The following is an 18,465-nucleotide window of genomic DNA, read 5'->3' as shown; positions in this document are numbered from 1 at the left end:
AGAATGCGGGCTTTGCCGGAAAGTTTTCAGCCATGGCCCGCATCCGCATCGAACTGCCGGAAACCTTTGTCTTTTCGACCGAGGTTCCGATCTACATCCAGCATATCAATTACGGTCATCATCTCGACAACGCCGCGCTGCTGATGCTGGTCGCCGAGGCGCGGGTGCGTTTCTTCAAGCATTTCGGCTGGAGTGAAATGGATGTGGACGGACCGGGCATCATTGTCGCCGATGTCGCCGCCCAGTACCGGTCCGAAGCCTTCCACGGCGAGACGCTGGTGATCGGCTTTGCCACCGCCGACTTCCACGAACACGGTTGCGATCTGCTCTGGCAACTGAATGACCAGGCCAGCGGCCGCGAAGTCGCCCGTGGCAAGCACGGCATCGTCTTCTTCGATTACGCAACGCGCAGCAAGGCCAGGGTGCCGGCCAGCTTCATCGCCAAGGTCGGCGCATGATCCCGATACGTTACGTCGAGCCGGTGTTCCGGCCGCCGTCGGAAGCCGAATCGCTGATCCTGCCGGTGACCGACGGCTGCTCGTGGAACCAGTGCACCTTCTGTGAGATGTACACCGCGCCGCAGAAGAAATTTCGCGCCCGCAACGAGGCCGAGGTACTGGACAGCATCCGCGCCACCGGCGAGCGTTACGGTAGCGACATCCGCCGCGTTTTTCTGGCCGACGGCGATGCGCTGGTTTTGCCGACCCGCCGGTTGCTCACCGTGCTCGAAGCGATCCGCACCCAGCTGCCGGCGGTGCGCCGCATTTCCAGCTACTGCCTGCCGCGTAACCTGCGCAAGAAAAGCCAGCAGGAAATCGACGAGCTGGCCGCCGCCGGCCTCTCCATGGTCTATGTCGGCGCTGAATCGGGCGACGACGCGGTGCTGGCGGCCGTCAGCAAGGGTGAGACCTTCGATAGCACCGTCGACGCGTTGAACAAGCTCGGCGCTGCCGGTATCAGCCGCTCGGTGATGATCCTCAACGGTCTCGGCGGGCGCGAGTTGTCGCGCCAGCATGCGGAGAACTCGGCGCGTCTGGCCAACGCCACCCAGCCGGAATACCTGGCGACGCTGGTGGTCAGCTTTCCCAAGGGCGAACAGCGCTTGCGCGCCGGCTTTCCCGGCTGGGAGCCGCTGACCCAGCCGGAGCTGTTCGCCGAGATGGAAATCTTCCTCGATGGGCTGGAACTGAAGCGCACCGTCTTCCGTTCCGATCACGCGTCGAACTGGCTGATCCTCAAGGGCACGCTCGGCGCCGACAAGGAACGCCTGCTTGCCCAGGTGCGCCAGGCCATCGCCGGCGAGGCAAAGCTGCGTCCGGCCTGGGCGCGGGGGCTTTAGGTCCGCTCTTCGGCCCGGCTGTCGTCGCTCAGGCTGTAGCCCTGGCCGCGATGCGCGCGAATCGGAATACTCGTGCCGGTCGTGCGAGTGATCTTGCTACGCAGGCGGCTGATCACGACCTCGATGCGGTGTTTGTCGAATTCGTCGGGCAGCATGCCCATGGCCAGGCCCAGCTCCATTGGTGTGCACGGTTGCGGGGCGCGGGCGTGGAGCTGGCGCATCAACTGCAGTTCGTTGAGCGTCAAGGCGGTGCGGCTGCCGTTGGGGGCAATCAGGCTGGCAGTGTCGAGATTGAGTTGCCAGTTGGCCAGCGTTGAATTGCCGTTGGTCGTTTGCATACTGCCGGCACCATCAAAACGGTCACGCAGGCGATTCAGCGTCAGGATCAACTCATCCAGGTCGACCGGTTTGACCAGATAGGCGTCGGCACCATCCTCCAGCCCCTGCAGACGATCCTGGCGCTGACTACGTGCGGTGACGAAGATGATGCCCATCTGCTTGTCGTGGGTGCGCAGATGACGACAGATCGACAGGCCGTCCTCGTCGGGCAGACCGATGTCGAGTATGGCGACGGCAACGCGGTTGACTGCTAGGTGCCGATAAAACTGCCCGGCCGAGGCGAAGGTTTCGACAGTGTGGCCGAACTGGCCTAGCTGAAAAGCGAGTTCGTCGCGCAGGACCGGTTCGTCCTCGACAATGGCAATGTTGAAAAGCCGGGTATGTTCCTGCATGGGCTGCCAAGCGTGTTTTCAAGCGACGGCACAGTATAGCAATGGCTCGGCTATCATCCATCCGATGACGAACATTCTTCCTCATATCCGACGTTTTTTCCTGCTCTGGCCATGCTTGCTATTGCTCACCTGGCTGGTCCGGCCGGTTTTTGCAGTCGAACTCTCGGTCGAACTGGTCGCCGAACAGGGGCGGCAGCCCCTGGTGGGAAAGCTGCAACGCTATTACGACGCCAGCAACGAGCGTTCGTTCGACGAGATCGTGCAATTGGCGCGTGATGGAAAATTTTCCAGCATCGATCGCAACGACGGCCTGGGTTATGTCCCGGGAACGATCTGGCTGCGCTTCAGCGTTGAGCGGGCGCCCGATGTGCCTTCTTCATGGTGGCTGGAGGTCAGGCGGCCGGCACTGGATGAAGTCGATCTTTTCCGGCACGGAGCTGATGGCTGGCAGCGGATCGAGCAGGGGGACAACCGTCCATGGGCCGGGCGTGAGGTCCGGAACCGGAACAGCGTTTTCGTTCTCGACCTGGCGCCAGGCGTCAGCGAATATTTCGTACGCGTTCACACGACCTCGAGCAGCGCCGCCCGCCTGACTCTCTGGCAGCCTTCGGCTTTCGCCAGCTATGCAGCACTCGATATGGTGCTGGTCAGCGGCTTTGCCACGGCCATCGTGGTCATCATCCTGATCAACCTGTTGATGGCTGCGTATCTGCGCGAGCGTCTCTACCTGATCTACAGCCTCAACCTGCTTGTTTTTGCGGGGATGATGTTCCTGGTTGAAGGCCTGCTGCATTTCGTCATGATGCCGGCCGAGCCGTTGCGGGTCGAAGCATGGGTTTCGGTTTTTCATCCGCTGGTCATGCTGACGATAGCTTTCCTGTTTCGCGAGATTGTCGCCCTTTGGGAAAGCGTGCCGAGGATTGATCGCGTCTACCTGCCGTCAGTGTTGCTGATCTGTGGCCTGGGCTTGCTGGCTGTACCGCTGGGCTTTTCCGACAGCCTGAAACCCTGGCTGTGGAAGCTCTTTCTCGTCGAAATGGCGATCAACCTCGGCCTTGCCGCCTGGTTGTCCATTCGCGGCAATCGCGGTGCCCGTTTCTATTTGCTGGCTTTCGGTGTGCTACTGCTGGGCGGCGTCTTCTCCATTCTCGGTAATCTTGGTTGGTTGCCCGATCCGGCACTCGGTCCCGTCATGCCGCTGATCGGCAGTCTGCTACACATGGTCCTGATGCAGATGACCGTGAACGACCGGGTACTCGCCGCCAAGCGGGCCTACGATCTGGCACGTGAGCAGGCGCTGGCTGCGGAAAGGCGAGCGACCGAAGGGCTGAACCGCGAGGTTGCTCAGCGTACCCAGGCACTTGAAACCGCCCTTGCCAGCGAGCATCGCGTGGCCGAACAGCAGCGACTGTTCGTGCGCCTGATCTCGCACGAATTCCGTACCCCGCTGGCCGTCATTGACGCCTCGGCGCGCTCGATATCCATGTTGCCGACCCTGTCGGACGAGGTAGCGAGTCGCTGCGGTAATATCAGCCAGGCGACGCGCCGTCTTGGCGAAATGCTGGAGAAATGCGTGGCCGACAGCCGGCTAGATACCGATCTGCCGCTTGAACGGGAGCCGGTTGCGGTCACTGATCTGGTCGCCAGCCTCAGAGGGCAATTGTTGCTGGAGGGGGTCGAGCGCGAGGTGTTGTTCCACTGTCCGGCGCCGGAAACGGTCGTGCTTGGTGATCCGGTGCTGCTCCAGATACTGTTCGGCAACCTGCTTTCCAATGCCCTGAAATATTCGCCGGAGGAGAGTGTGGTCAGTGTCGATTTCCTTCATGAGAGCAATGTGCTGCGCGTGATTGTCAGCGACCGGGGCTGTGGCGTCCCGGCAACCGAGTTGGCGCATGTTTTCGACAAATTCATGCGTGGCAGCAATTCGGCCCCGAATACCGGCCTGGGCCTGGGGCTACCGCTGGCCAAGCGCATCGCCGAACTGCATGAAGGTAGTATCGAGATCGAAAGCCAACCCGGTGTGGGGACACGGGTTATCGTGGTGTTGCCGATAGCTTGAAATCTATAGCTCTCATCGCCGAGAGTTTTTGAGAGCCTTCTCGTGCTTGATTTTCATACCCTCTTTAACTAGAGGCCTGCAGTTTTTCATGCAAAGGCCAACAAACAGGATCGAGGAGCGGAGTATGAAAAGCAACGGGTCGATGAATCGTATTTTCCGGGTGGTCTGGAATGCCGCGAAGGCTTCCTGGCAGGCAGTCTCTGAAGTTGCCAGCGGACAGGGTAAAGGCACTTCGGGCAAGTCGGCCCGTCTGGCCCGGCGTGGTTTGACGCTGTCCTCCTTTGCCGCAGGAACCGTGCTGGTCCTGGCCCTGCCTGTCCAGGCTGCGCCGGCCGCCGATGCGCTGCCGACGGGGGGCGTGGTGACCGAAGGTGCCGCTACCATCAGTAGCAGCGGCAGCCGCATGGATATCAACCAGGCCACGCAGCGAGCAGCCATCGACTGGCAGACCTTCAACATCGGCAGCGCAGCCCACGTGCACTTCGAACAACCTGCCGGCGGCGTTGCGCTGAACCGTGTCCTCGATACCAACGCCAGCCAAATCTACGGCAGGCTTACGGCAAGCGGTCAGGTTTTTCTGGTCAACCCGAACGGTGTCTTTTTTGCGCCCGGTGCCCAGGTCGATGTCGGTGGTCTTGTCGCTTCGACGTTGAACATCGGCAACGCCGACTTCATGGCCGGCAATTACAGATTTGAAGGCACGAGCAGCAACGCCATTCTCAACCAGGGCAACATCACCGCCGCCCCGGGAGGCACCATTGCCCTGATCGCGGCAAAGGTCAGCAACGATGGCGCGCTCACCGCGAATGGCGGCAATGTCCTGCTGGGGGCCGGCAGCAAGGTCACGCTGGATATGGGCGGACCGGTCAAATTGCAGATCGAAAACGACGCACTCGAAACCCTGATTCAGAACGGTGGCGCCATCAAGGCCGATGGCGGTGTGGTCTGGCTCACCTCACAGGCGGCCAACAACCTGGCCAGCAGCGTCATCAACAACACCGGCCTGATCGAGGCGCAGACGCTGGCAACGGGTGAGAAGGGCGAGATCATCCTGTTTGCGCACGGCGGTCAGGCCAATGTCGGCGGCAGACTGGATGCATCCGCTCCTCATGGCGGAGATGGTGGCTTCATCGAGACCAGCGGCAGCAAAGTGGTCAACGGTTCCGACCTGTATGTGACGACACTGGCACCCTACGGTCAAACCGGAACATGGTTGATTGATCCGCTGACCTACACCGTCGCGGCAAGCGGAGGTGATGAGACCGGGGCCGCACTGGCCGGCCGACTGGCGAGCACGAATATCCAGTTGCAAGCCGATAACACGATCACGATCGATGACGCTGTCAGCTGGTCAGCGAACAAGCTGACGCTGACCTCAGGTGGCGATATCAATATCAATGCCAACCTGACGGCAAGCGGAACGGGCAGCCTGGCGTTTGAGTATGGTCAAGCAAGTGCAAACGGTGCGGGAAGTAGTTATACCGTTACCAATGGTGTCGATGTGCTGATTCCCAATCCCACGGCATTTACCTGGAAGAAAGGATCTGCCGGGGCCGTGAATAATCTGGTGTTTTCCAACGACTTTCTGCGCTTTGGTAATGGCACCGAAGCTTCAATCAATTCCCTCGGTTTGCTGCTGCAGCCGTTCTATTTCGATAACGTGACCTCAGGCCGGAATGATTGGTACCCGCTGACTTATAGCAGCAATCCATTGGACGTCGCCATGGGCGTGGGTGGCACCAATAACGGTGGATGGAATACAACGGGGACGGTTTCGTATACCGATGCGGGGGGGAACGTCAGCTTTACCTCGTTGGGCCAAAGTGTCAATATTGCCAAATATATCGAAGGTCGTGGCGCTATCGTCGCTTCGAATACGTTTGACTTCGGCGGTGCTCAAATCAAGCTGTCTCATGAATATTCGCTGGGGCAGAGTGACAAGTTCATCAAGACAGTCACAACAGTCGAGAACATCAGCGGTTCGGATCAGGCGAACATACGTGTGTGGCTGGGAACTCGCGATGACTGGATCGTGGCGAATGATTCGAACTACAAAACCAAGGGAAATATCGGCGCCAGCGGGTTCGAGCGAATCCAGGCCCAATCCGAACTGGGAAATGCGATTCTCGTATCAGAGCAGGATCCGACAAACTCATCCGCCGAGGGTGCAGCGATTCTGTTCTATTCAACAACGACAGGTACCAATACGTTGTTCAACAATTATGGAAACTTCAATACGCGAATTGTTCAGAAGGATCCCGTTACCTCTGCGATCAGCGCATATCATGATGGGTCGTATGCGATATTCATGAATCTTGGCGATGTTGGCAACGGCAGCAGCAAGAGCCTGACTTGGTACTACGCCGCTGCACCGGTTTCGGAGATTAACGCGACGGTGAACAGCGTGGCAGCGTCGGCCGGTGTCTCAACTCCAACGACTACAACTACAAATACGATTCCTCAAACTACAGCTATTTCAAACGTGCAAAGTACCGTTGTGCCGCCTGTTGCGAATACAACGATGCCGTCAAACTTGATTTCTCCGGTTGCGCCACCACCGACGGTGGTTCTTTCCAACCAGGGTGCGTTGCCCGTGTTTGATGTTAATGGCGGTTTGGCATTTGTTCAGGTATCTGGGCCAGCGGCAGGTAACGGCACAACTTTGGCGACCGGGCAAGCCGTGGGGGCAACTGACTCAGGTTCGGGTAATGTCCAAGGGAGCGGTGGCAATGACGTTAGCGGTCAGGGCAACGGTCTACCCGGGACAGGAGATTCCGGTGGGCGAGATCCGTTTGGCTTCATGCGCGTTTTCGTAGTTAATGGAGGGCTGAATCTACCGGATGTCGCACTGGGTGCCACTGGACAGAATCGCCAGAACGATGCCAACCAATAACAGATAACAACAGGAATTCATCGTCATGACGTCTTTCCGCTTTTCCCTTCTGGCTGCCTCGCTGGCGGTGGCTTTTCCTGGAATCGCACTTGCCCAGCAGCAACCGGATGCCGGTCAGATTCTGCAACAGCAGCAACAAGCACCACAACTGCCGCGCACCGGCCCCGCCATCGACGTGCAGGCGCCGGCGGCTGCTCAGGCCGTGCCGGGTGGCGCCGAGGTGACGCTGTCCAGCGTCAATTTCTCCGGCGCCAGCGTTTTCAGTGAAACGGAACTGCTCGCCACGCTTGGCGACTATTCCGGCAAATCCTACGATCTGGCCGGTCTGCGCGGTCTGGCCGAGCGTGTTTCGGCGCATTACCGGGGCAACGGTTATCCGTTTGCCCGGGCATTCATTCCCCAGCAGTCCATGGCGGACGGCAAGTTGCGCATCGAGATCGTCGAGGGGCGCTATGGCAAGGTGAGTGCGGCTGGTGAGCGGGCGGATGCCGCTCAGGGGTTCCTGGCGCCGTTGCGTCCGGGTGAAGTGATTGCGTCGGTACCGCTCGAGCGGATTACCCTGATTCTCGACGATCAGCCGGGCATCAAGGCGGCGCCGATCATCCGCCCGGGGCAGGAGGTGGGTACCGGCGATCTCGACGTGCGGGTTGAGCGCACGCCGGGCTTCAGCGGTGATGTCGGGCTCGACAACCATGGCAATCGCTACACCGGTGAATACCGTGGCCGGGCCAACCTGCAATGGGACAGTCCTTTCCTGTTTGGCGACCAGATGACGGCCCGCTTGCTCTATTCGAGCGAATCCATGTGGTTGGGTAGCCTCGGCTACAGTCTGCCGCTGGGAACCAGCGGCCTGCGTGCCAATATCGGTTACGCCCATACCTATTATGAGTTGGCCAAGGATTTTTCCAATCTGGGTGCCACCGGCACGGCCAAAGTCAGCTCGCTGGGCCTGACCTATCCGATCATCCGTTCGCAAAAGGCCAACCTGACGCTCGCAGCCACCTACCAGCACAAGCGGCTCAACGACCGCCAGGCGGTGGCCGGGACGGACGACAGCAAATCCAGCGACAGCCTGCCCATCGCACTCAACTTCGATCGTCGCGATGGCTTGTGGGGCGGCGGCATCACCTACGGTAGTCTCAGCTATACGGTGGGGCATCTGAAACTGGGGGGTACGCTGGAAAATACCGATCGCACCAGTGGCCAGAATACTCGTGGCAGCTTTGAGAAGCTGAACCTTGATATTGCCCGGGTCCAGGCAACGCCGGTGAGCAATCTCGTGCTGTTTGGCCGGGTTTCGTCGCAATGGGCTGGCAAGAATCTCGATAGCTCGGAAGGTTTCAGTCTTGGCGGCGCCAACGGCGTGCGTGCTTATCCTTCTGGCGAAGGCAACGGCGATGAAGGCTGGCTGGTGCAACTTGAAGTGCGCTACACCATGGGGGCCTACAGCCCGTACATCTTCCATGACAGCGGCAGTGTCCGGCTCAACGCCAGGAATGGCAGCCTGACGACGCCGGCTAGTCCGAATCATCGCTCGATCAGCGGCGAAGGCATCGGTTTGCGGTATACCCGTGACAACTGGAGCCTGGATGCCAACGTCGCCTGGCGCAGTCATGGTGGCAAGCCGCAGTCCGACACGCGCGACCGGACGCCGCAATTCTGGATGAGTGCCGGATACCGCTTCTGACTGGGGTGGGCTGGTCCGATTGCTGGCAAACTGGGCTATCATTCGCCCATTGCCAAGGAACAGCCCATGAACCCAAATCCCCTGACCGAGGCCGATTTCGACCGGCTTGAAGAATTGCTTGAAGCCGAGGTGTTCGGCGAGGACGCGATGCGTCTCGACGAGGCGCAGGCGCTGATCTGTGCCGTGGTCAGCAGCCCGGAACCGATCCAGCCGGCAGTCTGGTTGCCGGAAGTGCTTGGCCCCGGGGCCGACAAGGGTGACGATCCGGTGGTGGCCGAAACGGTCGAACTACTGATGCGCCTGAACAACGATATTGCCCAGTCGCTGTTCGATGACGAGACGATGTCGCCGATGCTCTATCCAGTCGACGAGAATTCCGAGGAATACGATTTCGCCGCCTGGGCCGATGCCTATGTCTACGGCGCCGGTCTTGGCGGTGACTGGTACGAACTGGCCGGCAAGCATGCCGATGATCTGTCCGAGTTGCTTGAACCGATGTTCATGCTCAACGGCATGCTCAAGGAAGATGCCGAGAAGAACGGCGAGCGCTGGTTCAATCCGGCCGAGGAAGCGCGCCTGCTGGCCGACCTTCAGGATAACCTGCCGGTGATCGTGCAGACGCTGTACAACTTCTGGCGCGCCAAGCGCGGCGGGGCGACGGTGCAGCGCGACGAGCCGAAGACCGGCCGCAACGATCCCTGTCCTTGTGGCAGCGGCAAGAAGTTCAAGCAGTGTTGCGGTAGTCCGGAAAAACTGAACTGAAAACAAAAATGGCCGGGACATCCCGGCCATTTTTCTTGCACCCGGTGGCGATCAGCCCAGTTCGACCGGTACGAACAGGCGGCTGTTGCCGCGCTCGATCAGGATGGCCGCACGCTTGCCGGACTGGGCCAGGGCGGCGTTCAGTTTGTCGGCATCGCCGACGACCTGGCCATTGACCGAGACGATGATGTCGCCGGCGCGGATGCCGGCCCGCGCGGCTGGGCCGCCGGTCCGCTCGACGACCAGGTTGCCGCTGCTGCCGGTGCGGCGTTTTTCTTCGGCGGTCAGCGGGCGTACGGCGACGCCAAGGCGGTTCTGGCCGGCGGTGGGGGCCTCGGCGCTGGCGCTGCGTTCTTCCTCGAAAGCACCGACCTGAACGACGATGTCGCGGGCAGCGCGGTTGCGCCAGACCTGCAGGCGGACGTTCTCGCCGGGGCGCTTGGCGGCGACGATGGCGGGCAGTTCGCCCGACAGTTCAACCCTTTCGCCATCGATGCCGAGGATCACATCGCCGGCTTCGAGGCCGGCCTTGCCGGCCGGGCCGTCCTTGTCCACCGAGGTGACCAGGGCGCCGGCCGGCCGGCTGAGGCCGAAGCTGTCGGCCAGTGACTGATCGATTTCCTGGATGCTGATGCCGATCCGCCCGCGCTCGACCTTGCCGTGCTTGACGATTTGCTGCTGCACGTTCATCGCCAGTTCGATCGGGATGGCGAAGGACAGGCCCTGGAAGCCGCCGCTGCGTGAGTAGATCTGTGAATTGATGCCGATCACTTCGCCCTGCATGTTGAACAGTGGGCCGCCCGAGTTGCCTGGGTTGACCGCCACGTCGGTCTGCAGGAAGGGGACGTAGCTGCCGTCGGGCAGGCTGCGCGATTTGGCCGAAATGATGCCGGCGCTGGCGCTCGATTCAAAACCGAAGGGCGAGCCGATGGCCAGTACCCAGTCGCCAACCTGGGCCTGGCGGCTGTTGCCGATGCGTACGGTCGGCAGGTTGCGACCTTCGATGCGTAGTACGGCGACGTCGCTGGCCTTGTCCTGGCCGAGGATTTTGGCCTTGAACTCGCGCTTGTCGTTGAGCTTGACGACGACTTCGTCGGCATCGGCGACAACGTGGGCGTTGGTCATGATCAGGCCGTCGGCCGAGATGATGAAGCCGGAACCGAGGCCGCGGGTCGGCGTGCTTTCGCGCGGGACCATGCCGCGGAACTGACGGAAGAAATGGTAGAAGGGGTCGTTCGGGTCGAGTTGCGGGAAGCCGGCGGCACTCTCGCTGCGCTTGCCGGTGACGCTGATGTTGACCACGGCCGGGCCGTTGGCGGCGACGATGCTGCGCATGTCCGGATAGCCGATCGGCGCCGGCATGGCGACCGGGGTGGCGACCGCGACCGGCGGAATCTGGGCGACCGGCGCCTGTCCAGGGCCGAGTGCCCAGGCACCGCCGATGGCGGCGGAAACGGCGATGGCAGCAAGGCTGAGTTTCAGTCGGGTGCTGGGCATGGGGATTTTCTCCTTCATATTCGACACCGGAAGTATCTGGGGGCTGGCGTGCAATTTCAAACCGCCTTTTTGCGACGATTTGTGACAGAACTTTGCCGCTGCCGGTCAACGAAAAAGCCGCCCGGGTGGGCGGCTTGGCGGAAGGGGCGTGGAATCAGGCCTTGACCGGAATCTTGCCGATCTTGATCTGCCATTCCTTCGGGCCGGTGTTGTGCACGCTGGTGCCGGACGAATCGACGGCCACCGTCACCGGCATGTTCTCGACATCGAACTCGTAGATGGCTTCCATGCCCAGATCGGCAAAGCCGACGACCTTGGCCGACTTGATGGCTTTTGCCACCAGATAGGCGGCGCCGCCGACGGCCATCAGGTAGGCCGACTTGTTGTCCTTGATCGCCTCGATGGCCACCGGGCCGCGCTCGGACTTGCCGATCATCGAGATCAGGCCGGTCTGTTCGAGCATCATCCGCGTGAACTTGTCCATGCGCGTGCCGGTGGTCGGGCCGGCCGGGCCGACGACTTCGTCACGCACCGGATCGACCGGGCCGACGTAGTAGATGACGCGGTTGGTGAAATCGACCGGCAGCTTCTCGCCCTTGGCCAGCATGTCGGCGATGCGCTTGTGCGCTGCGTCGCGGCCAGTCAGCATTTTGCCGTTGAGGAGCAGCTTCTGACCCGGCTTCCAGGACGCGACTTCTTCCTTGGTCAGGGTGTTCAGGTCGACACGGGTCGCCGACTTGAGGTCCGGCGTCCAGGTCACGGCCGGCCAGTCTTCAAGCTTGGGCGGGTCGAGTTTGGCCGGGCCGGATCCGTCGAGGTGGAAATGGCAGTGACGGGTCGCGGCGCAGTTCGGCACCAGCGCGACCGGCAGGTTGGCGGCGTGGCAGGGGTAATCGAGCACCTTGACGTCGAGCACGGTGGTCAGGCCGCCGAGGCCCTGGGCGCCGACGCCGAGGGCGTTGATCTTTTCCATCAGTTCGAGGCGCAGTTGTTCCGGACGGGTCAGTGTCGCGCCGGTTGCCGCCTTGGCCTTCAGTTCATGGATGTCGACCGGCGCCATGATCGATTCCTTGGCCAGCAGCATGGCCTTTTCCGGCGTGCCGCCGATGCCGATGCCGATGATGCCGGGCGGACACCAGCCGGCGCCCATTTCCGGAATCTTCTTCAGGACCCAGTCGACCAGGTCGTCGGAGGGGTTGAGCATGGCGAACTTGGCTTTGGCTTCCGAGCCGCCGCCCTTGGCCGCGCAGATGACTTCGACGTGGTGGCCTTCGACAATCTCGAAGTGGACCACGGCCGGGGTGTTGTCCTTGGTGTTCTTGCGGGCACCGGCCGGGTCGGCCAGCACCGAGGCGCGCAGCGGATTGTCCGGGTTGCCGTAGGCGCGACGTACGCCCTCGTTGATCATTTCCTGGATGCTCATCGTTGCATCTGGCCAAGTGACCTGCATGCCGACCTTGATGAATACCATGCCGATACCAGTGTCCTGGCAGATCGGGCGGTGGCCTTCGGCCGACATCCGCGAGTTGGTCAGGATCTGGGCGATGGCGTCCTTGGCGGCGGGGCTTTCCTCGCGCTCGTAGGCTTCACCCAGTGCCTTGATGTAATCGAGCGGGTGGTAGTAGCTGATGTACTGGAAGGCATCGGCGATCGACTGGATCAGGTCTTCCTGCTTGATGGCGGTCATGCGCAACTCCGGATCAATGGTTTGTTATCGGTAGGTCGGGGGCCGGGCAGCCGATCGAGTGGATGGGTCCGGCGCGACGGGGCAAAAGTTTAACACGCTGGCAAGCGCCTGATCCTGATTGCCGGAATGCTGCGCCGCAGCGTGATTTCGTAAGGCCTTTGTAAGATTATCATCGTGTAATGTGGGCTTGACGCTTGAACGGGTGGCAGCTTTGCCCAGGCGCGTACGGCTTTGTTACATCGTGGGTGTCTGCCCGCGATCCGATCGGTTGTTTCAACATAATCGCGAAGTACCGCAGAGGAGAATAAATATGTCGAATGAGTCCGTGCAGTTTTACTATCCGTCCGAAGAGACCGTTAAGAACGCAGCGGTTTCCGGGATGGACGCCTACAAGGCGCTGTGCGCGGAAGCTGAAGCCGACTACGAGGGTTTCTGGGCCAAGCGTGCCCGTGACCTGATCACCTGGAAGGAACCCTTCACCCAGGTGCTGGATGAGTCCAATGCTCCGTTCTACAAGTGGTTTGCCGACGGCAAGCTGAACGTTTCCTACAACTGTCTGGACCGCCAGATCGAAGCCGGCAAGGGCGACAAGGTCGCGCTGATCTTCGAAGCCGACAACGGCGATGTGACCAAGGTCACCTACAAGGAATTGCTGGTCAAGGTCTGCAAGATGGCCAACCTGCTCAAGGCCAAGGGCGTGCAGAAGGGCGACCGCGTCGTCATCTACATGCCGATGACCGTTGAAGGCGTTGTTGCCATGCAGGCCTGTGCACGTATCGGCGCCACCCACTCCATCGTTTTCGGCGGCTTCTCCGCCCAGGCTCTGCGCGATCGCATCATCGACGCCGGCGCCACCATGCTGATTACTTCCGACGGCCAGTTCCGTGGCGGCAAGGCGCTGCCGCTCAAGGCCATCGCCGACGAAGCTCTGGCCATGGGCGGTTGCGACACGCTCAAGGGTGTCATCGTGTTCAAGCGCACCGGCATGGACGTGACCATGGTTGCCGGCCGTGACGAATGGCTGCACGAAGGCATGGCCAGCCAGCCGGAAACCTGCGAACCGGAATGGGTCGGTGCCGAGCACCCGCTGTTCATCCTCTACACCTCCGGCTCCACCGGCAAGCCGAAGGGCGTTCAGCACTCCACCGGCGGCTACCTGCTGCATGCCATCCTGACCATGAAGTACACCTTCGACATCAAGGATAACGATGTCTTCTGGTGTACCGCCGACATCGGCTGGGTCACCGGCCACACCTACATCACCTACGGCCCGCTCGCTTGTGGCGCCACCGAAGTGGTCTTCGAAGGCGTGCCGACCTATCCGGACGCCGGTCGTTTCTGGAAGATGATCCAGGATCACAAGGTCTCGATCTTCTACACCGCCCCGACCGCCATCCGTTCGCTGATCAAGGCTTCCGACACCAACGCCGCTGTCCATCCGAAGAGCTACAACCTGTCTTCGCTGCGCATCCTCGGTTCGGTCGGCGAGCCGATCAACCCGGCTGCCTGGACGTGGTACCACGAGAATGTCGGCGGCGGTCGCTGCCCGATCGTCGATACCTTCTGGCAAACCGAAACCGGTGGTCACATGATCACCCCGATGCCGGGCGCGACGCCGCTGATCCCCGGTTCCTGCACGCTGCCCTTCCCGGGCATCCAGTTCGCCGTGGTCGACGAGACCGGTGCCGAACTGCCGTGGGGCCAGGGTGGCATCCTCGTCTGCAAGAAGCCGTGGCCGTCGATGATCCGTACCATCTGGGGTGACGACGAGCGCTTTGTCAAGTCCTACTTCCCGGCCGACTTCCAGGGCAAGCTCTACCTGGCAGGCGACGGCGCGATCCGCGATGCCGAAACCGGCTACTTCACCATCACCGGCCGTATCGACGACGTGCTGAACGTTTCCGGTCACCGCATGGGTACCATGGAAATCGAATCGGCGCTGGTTGCCAACCCGCTGGTTGCCGAAGCTGCCGTCGTTGGCCGTCCGGACGACCTGACCGGTGAAGCCATCGTTGCCTTCGTTGTGCTCAAGGGTCAGCGTCCGACCGATCCGGAAGCCACCAAGAAGATGGTCAAGGAACTGTCTGACTGGGTCGGCAAGGAAATCGGGCCGATCGCCAAGCCGAAGGACATCCGTTTCGGCGACAACCTGCCCAAGACCCGTTCCGGCAAGATCATGCGTCGTCTGCTGCGTGGCCTGGCCAAGGGCGAGGAACTGACGCAGGATACCTCGACGCTCGAGAATCCGGCCATCCTGGAACAGCTTCGCGGCTAAGGTGGCACAGGCACTCGACCGCGAGGTCGGGTGCAGCAGTACCGACGGTCCGGCGCGCTTGCCACGCCGGACCCACAGACAAAAAGGGCAAGGAGGAGACAATGGTCGCCCATAAGGTGGCCTCCCGTGTAGTCGCATCAGACTGCATGCCAACGACGGCTGGCACGCTTGGCGTGCCGGCCGTTTTCATTTTCCGGAGGGCGGATCGGTGAAGAGAGGCAGTCCAACCCGGCAGCGTCTGGCCGCGCTGGCCCTGCTCGGCATTCCCTTGCTGACGTTTCCCGTGCTCGGTTTGCCGCAAGGTGAACTGGCCGGTGTGCCGGCCACCGTTCTCTATCTGTTCGGCGTCTGGGCGGGGTTGATCCTGCTCGCCGCACGCATTGCCGAGCGGCAGAAGAAATGATGCTCTCGGGCTGGTTCATCGCGCTCCTGTCGGCCGCCTATGTCGGCCTGCTGTTCGCTGTCGCCCGTTTCGGCGACGCCCGCGCCGATGCCGGTCGTTCTATCATCACGGCCAACGTCTATGCGCTGTCGCTGGCGGTCTATTGCACTTCCTGGACCTTTTTCGGCAGCGTCGGGCGAGCCACTTCGGGTGGCCTGTCCTTCCTGACCATCTACCTCGGGCCGACCTTGATGCTGCTCTGCGTCGGCGTCATCATCAAGATGATCCGCATCGCCAAGGCCCAGCGCATCACCTCGATCGCCGACTTCATCGCCTCGCGTTACGGCAAGAGCCAGTTGCTGGCCGGGCTGGTGACCATCATCGCGGTGATCGGCATCGTCCCCTACATCGCCCTGCAACTGAAGGCGGTGGCGGCCAGTCTCGATGTGCTGTTCGATCAGCCGGGGCACACCATCCGCTTGTGGGGAATCGATTCGACCCTGCTGGTGGCCGGTGTGCTGGCGCTGTTCACCATCCTCTTCGGGACCCGTCATCTCGATGCGACCGAGCGCCACGAAGGCATGGTTGCTGCGGTGGCCCTCGAATCGGTGGTCAAGCTGCTCGCTTTCATCGCGGTCGGCGTTTTCGTGACCTACGGCATGTATGGGGGTTTTACCGACCTCTTCCAGAAGGCAACGGCCCATCCGGATCTGGCCGGTCTGCTCAGACTGGATGGCGCGCGCGCCGGTACCTGGGCGGCGATGATCCTGCTGTCGGCGCTGGCCATCGTCTTCCTGCCCCGGCAGTTCCAGGTGATGGTCGTCGAGAATGTGGACGAATCGCACCTCAAGCGCGCGGTCTGGCTGTTCCCGCTGTACCTGTTGCTGATCAACATCTTTGTGCTGCCGGTGGCGCTCGGCGGTCTGCTGCATTTCGGCGGCCAGGGCGTCAATCCCGATACCTTCGTGCTGACGCTGCCCTTGTCGCAAGGGGCTGAATCGCTGGCGCTGCTGGTCTTCATCGGTGGTCTGTCGGCGGCGACCGGCATGGTCATCGTCGAGACCATCGCCTTGTCCACGATGATCTGCAACGATCTGGCGATGCCGGCCTTGCTGCGCTCGCCGTGGTTGCAGCGGCAGAAGCAGGGCGACCTGTCGGGGTTGCTGATCGGCATCCGCCGGGTGGCCATCGTGCTCATCCTGTTGCTCGGCTACATCTATTTCAAGGCGGCCGGTGAAGCTTACGCGCTGGTCGGCATCGGCCTGATTTCCTTCGCTGCCGTTGCCCAGTTCGCACCGGCATTGTTCGGTGGCATGTACTGGAAGCAGGGCACGCGTGCCGGCGCCCTGGCCGGTTTGCTGGCCGGGTTTGCCGTGTGGTTGTACACCCTGCTCTTGCCGTCTTTCGCCAAGTCCGGCTGGATCGGCAACGGTTTTGTCGAGCACGGACTGTTCGGTGTCGACTGGCTGCGTGCCCAGGCGCTGTTCGGCCTGAGCGGTCTTGACGAAATTTCGCACTGCCTGTGGTGGAGCATGCTGGCCAACATCGGCGCCTACATCGCGGTGTCGCTGCTCACCGAGCCGGACGCGCTGGAAGCCGGTCAGGCCGAGCGTTTCGTCGATGTCTTCCGGCATGCCCAGCAGGCGCCGGATACCCGGTTGTGGCGCGGTAACGCTTCGCAGACCGAAGTGGCGGCGCTGCTGGAGCGCTTTCTCGGGCCCGTGCGCGCCCGGCAACAACTTGAAAGCTATGCCCGCAGCCGGCGCGTGAGCGACTGGCGCAGCCTGCCGGCCGATGCCGAGTTCGTGCATTTCGCTGAAATCGAACTGGCCGGTGCCATCGGTTCGGCCAGTGCGCGGGCGATGGTGTCGAGTGTGACGCGGGAAGAAGATCTCGGCCTTGAGGAAGTGCTCGACATCCTCGACGAGGCGACCCAGGTCCGGGCCCACAGCCGGGAACTGGAAGCCAAGCAGCAGGAACTCGAAGCGGCCACCGCCGAACTGCGCGAAGCCAACGAACGCCTGCGCGAACTGGACCGGATGAAGGACGATTTCATCTCGACGGTGACGCACGAGTTGCGTACGCCGCTGACCTCGATCCGGGCACTGTCGGAGATGCTCTACGACGACCCCAAGGTCGAGCTGGACCAGCGCCGTCGTTTCCTCGGCATCATCGTCAGCGAGGCCGAGCGCCTGACGCGCCTGATCAACCAGATCCTCGACCTGGCCAAGCTGGAGTCCGGCAACGCCGAGTGGACCACCGGCGAAGTGCAGGTCGGGGATGTGGTGCGCGAAGCCAGCGAAGCGCTGGGTGCGCTTTACCGGGAAAAGGGCGTGCGTCTGAGCCTCGATATTGCTACGGATCTGCCGGCGGTGCTGGCCGACCGCGACCGCCTGATGCAGGTGGTGGTCAATCTGTTGTCGAACGCCGTCAAGTTCGTCGCGCCGCTTACCGGCACCGTCGCGGTGGTGGTTGCCCGGGCAGAAAACATGCTGCGCGTCTCGGTCGCCGACAACGGTCCTGGCCTGACCGCCGAGGAGTGTGGCGTGATCTTCGAGAAATTCCGCCAGGGGGGCAACACGATGACCGACAAGCCCCAGGGAACCGGTCTGGGACTGCCGATCAGCCGGCAAATCGTCGAGTATTTTGGTGGTAAGCTTTGGGTAGAAAGTACGCCGGGTAACGGTGCTACCTTCATTTTCACGGTGCCGTTAACGCAGGCGGCGCCGGACGCATAAAGATGGGAGACTAAAACGGATGTCGAAAAGAATATTGATTGTCGATGACGAACCCAACATCGTCATTTCACTCGAATTCCTGATGAAGAAAGAAGGATTCGAAGTCGCCGTCGCCGGCGACGGCGAGGAAGCGCTGGCCCAGGTTGCCGGTTTCAATCCCGATCTGGTCCTGCTCGACGTGATGATGCCGAAGAAATCCGGTTTCGAAGTCTGCGAGGCCTTGCGTGCCGACCCGTCGAGGGCCGGCCTGCAGATCGTCATGCTGACCGCCAAGGGACGCGATACCGAAGTGGCCAAGGGTTTGGCAATCGGTGCCGATGCCTACGTGACCAAGCCGTTCTCGACCAAGGAACTGCTGGCCCGGGTCAAGGAGATGCTCGGCATCGCCTGAGTCTACGGCTCGGGAAAGACACCC

Annotated in this window: 13 protein-coding genes; 10 read left to right on the top strand and 3 right to left on the bottom strand. The window is 61.6% G+C overall.

What is annotated here, in order from left to right; genetic code table 11:
• Positions 1–32 precede the first annotated feature (32 nt).
• Together AADV58_RS12445 and AADV58_RS12440 are read left to right on the top strand one after the other, a co-directional pair.
• Positions 33–458, top strand: a complete 426-nt coding sequence (locus AADV58_RS12445; protein WP_028995392.1) for an acyl-CoA thioesterase — start codon at positions 33–35, stop codon at positions 456–458.
• Positions 455–1,339 (top strand): radical SAM protein, encoded by an 885-nt coding sequence (locus tag AADV58_RS12440; RefSeq protein ID WP_341743339.1) that lies wholly within the window; start codon positions 455–457, stop codon positions 1,337–1,339. The genes AADV58_RS12445 and AADV58_RS12440 overlap by 4 nt, the downstream gene beginning before the upstream one ends.
• Here AADV58_RS12440 and AADV58_RS12435 read toward each other — a convergent pair.
• Entirely contained in the window at positions 1,336–2,070 is a 735-nt protein-coding gene (locus tag AADV58_RS12435; RefSeq protein ID WP_051295448.1) for a response regulator transcription factor, read from the bottom strand. The genes AADV58_RS12440 and AADV58_RS12435 overlap by 4 nt on opposite strands.
• 64 nt (positions 2,071–2,134) lie before the next feature.
• Between AADV58_RS12435 and AADV58_RS12430 the strand changes: the two genes are divergently transcribed.
• From AADV58_RS12430 to AADV58_RS12415, 4 genes are all read left to right on the top strand, one after another.
• Positions 2,135–4,129: a sensor histidine kinase gene (locus AADV58_RS12430; protein ID WP_341743338.1), complete on the top strand. Its 1,995-nt coding sequence runs from the start codon at positions 2,135–2,137 to the stop codon at positions 4,127–4,129.
• A 124-nt stretch (positions 4,130–4,253) separates the two neighbouring features.
• Positions 4,254–7,022 (top strand): filamentous hemagglutinin N-terminal domain-containing protein, encoded by a 2,769-nt coding sequence (locus AADV58_RS12425; protein WP_341743337.1) that lies wholly within the window; start codon positions 4,254–4,256, stop codon positions 7,020–7,022.
• A 25-nt stretch (positions 7,023–7,047) separates the two neighbouring features.
• Positions 7,048–8,709: a ShlB/FhaC/HecB family hemolysin secretion/activation protein gene (locus AADV58_RS12420; protein ID WP_028995395.1), complete on the top strand. Its 1,662-nt coding sequence runs from the start codon at positions 7,048–7,050 to the stop codon at positions 8,707–8,709.
• A 66-nt stretch (positions 8,710–8,775) separates the two neighbouring features.
• Entirely contained in the window at positions 8,776–9,471 is a 696-nt protein-coding gene (locus tag AADV58_RS12415; RefSeq protein ID WP_043421531.1) for a YecA family protein, read from the top strand.
• Positions 9,472–9,522: 51 nt separating this feature from the next.
• Here the strand turns inward: AADV58_RS12415 and AADV58_RS12410 are convergent, their stop codons facing one another.
• Together AADV58_RS12410 and AADV58_RS12405 are read right to left on the bottom strand one after the other, a co-directional pair.
• Complete coding sequence (locus tag AADV58_RS12410) at positions 9,523–10,968, bottom strand: Do family serine endopeptidase (protein ID WP_341743336.1); 1,446 nt, start codon at positions 10,966–10,968, stop codon at positions 9,523–9,525.
• Positions 10,969–11,122: 154 nt separating this feature from the next.
• Positions 11,123–12,655: a fumarate hydratase gene (locus AADV58_RS12405; RefSeq protein WP_341743335.1), complete on the bottom strand. Its 1,533-nt coding sequence runs from the start codon at positions 12,653–12,655 to the stop codon at positions 11,123–11,125.
• 310 nt (positions 12,656–12,965) lie between these two features.
• Between AADV58_RS12405 and acs the strand changes: the two genes are divergently transcribed.
• The 4 genes from acs to AADV58_RS12385 all read left to right on the top strand — a co-directional run bounded on the left by acs (position 12,966) and on the right by AADV58_RS12385 (position 18,441).
• Positions 12,966–14,930 (top strand): acetate--CoA ligase, encoded by a 1,965-nt coding sequence (gene acs, locus AADV58_RS12400; RefSeq protein ID WP_341743334.1) that lies wholly within the window; start codon positions 12,966–12,968, stop codon positions 14,928–14,930.
• A gap of 208 nt (positions 14,931–15,138) precedes the next feature.
• The gene (locus tag AADV58_RS12395; RefSeq protein WP_028995400.1) at positions 15,139–15,333 is read left to right on the top strand and encodes a hypothetical protein; all 195 of its coding nucleotides are present in this window, start codon (positions 15,139–15,141) and stop codon (positions 15,331–15,333) included.
• Positions 15,333–18,050: a sensor histidine kinase gene (locus tag AADV58_RS12390; RefSeq protein WP_341744553.1), complete on the top strand. Its 2,718-nt coding sequence runs from the start codon at positions 15,333–15,335 to the stop codon at positions 18,048–18,050. The genes AADV58_RS12395 and AADV58_RS12390 overlap by 1 nt, the downstream gene beginning before the upstream one ends.
• 19 nt (positions 18,051–18,069) lie before the next feature.
• Positions 18,070–18,441 (top strand): response regulator transcription factor, encoded by a 372-nt coding sequence (locus tag AADV58_RS12385; protein ID WP_341743333.1) that lies wholly within the window; start codon positions 18,070–18,072, stop codon positions 18,439–18,441.
• Positions 18,442–18,465: the final 24 nt, after the last annotated feature.

The organism is Azonexus hydrophilus (genome assembly GCF_038368255.1).
Lineage (GTDB): Bacteria > Pseudomonadota > Gammaproteobacteria > Burkholderiales > Rhodocyclaceae > Azonexus > Azonexus hydrophilus.
Note: the sequence above shows the minus strand (reverse complement) of the source record. Positions and strands in the feature narration are given on the sequence as shown.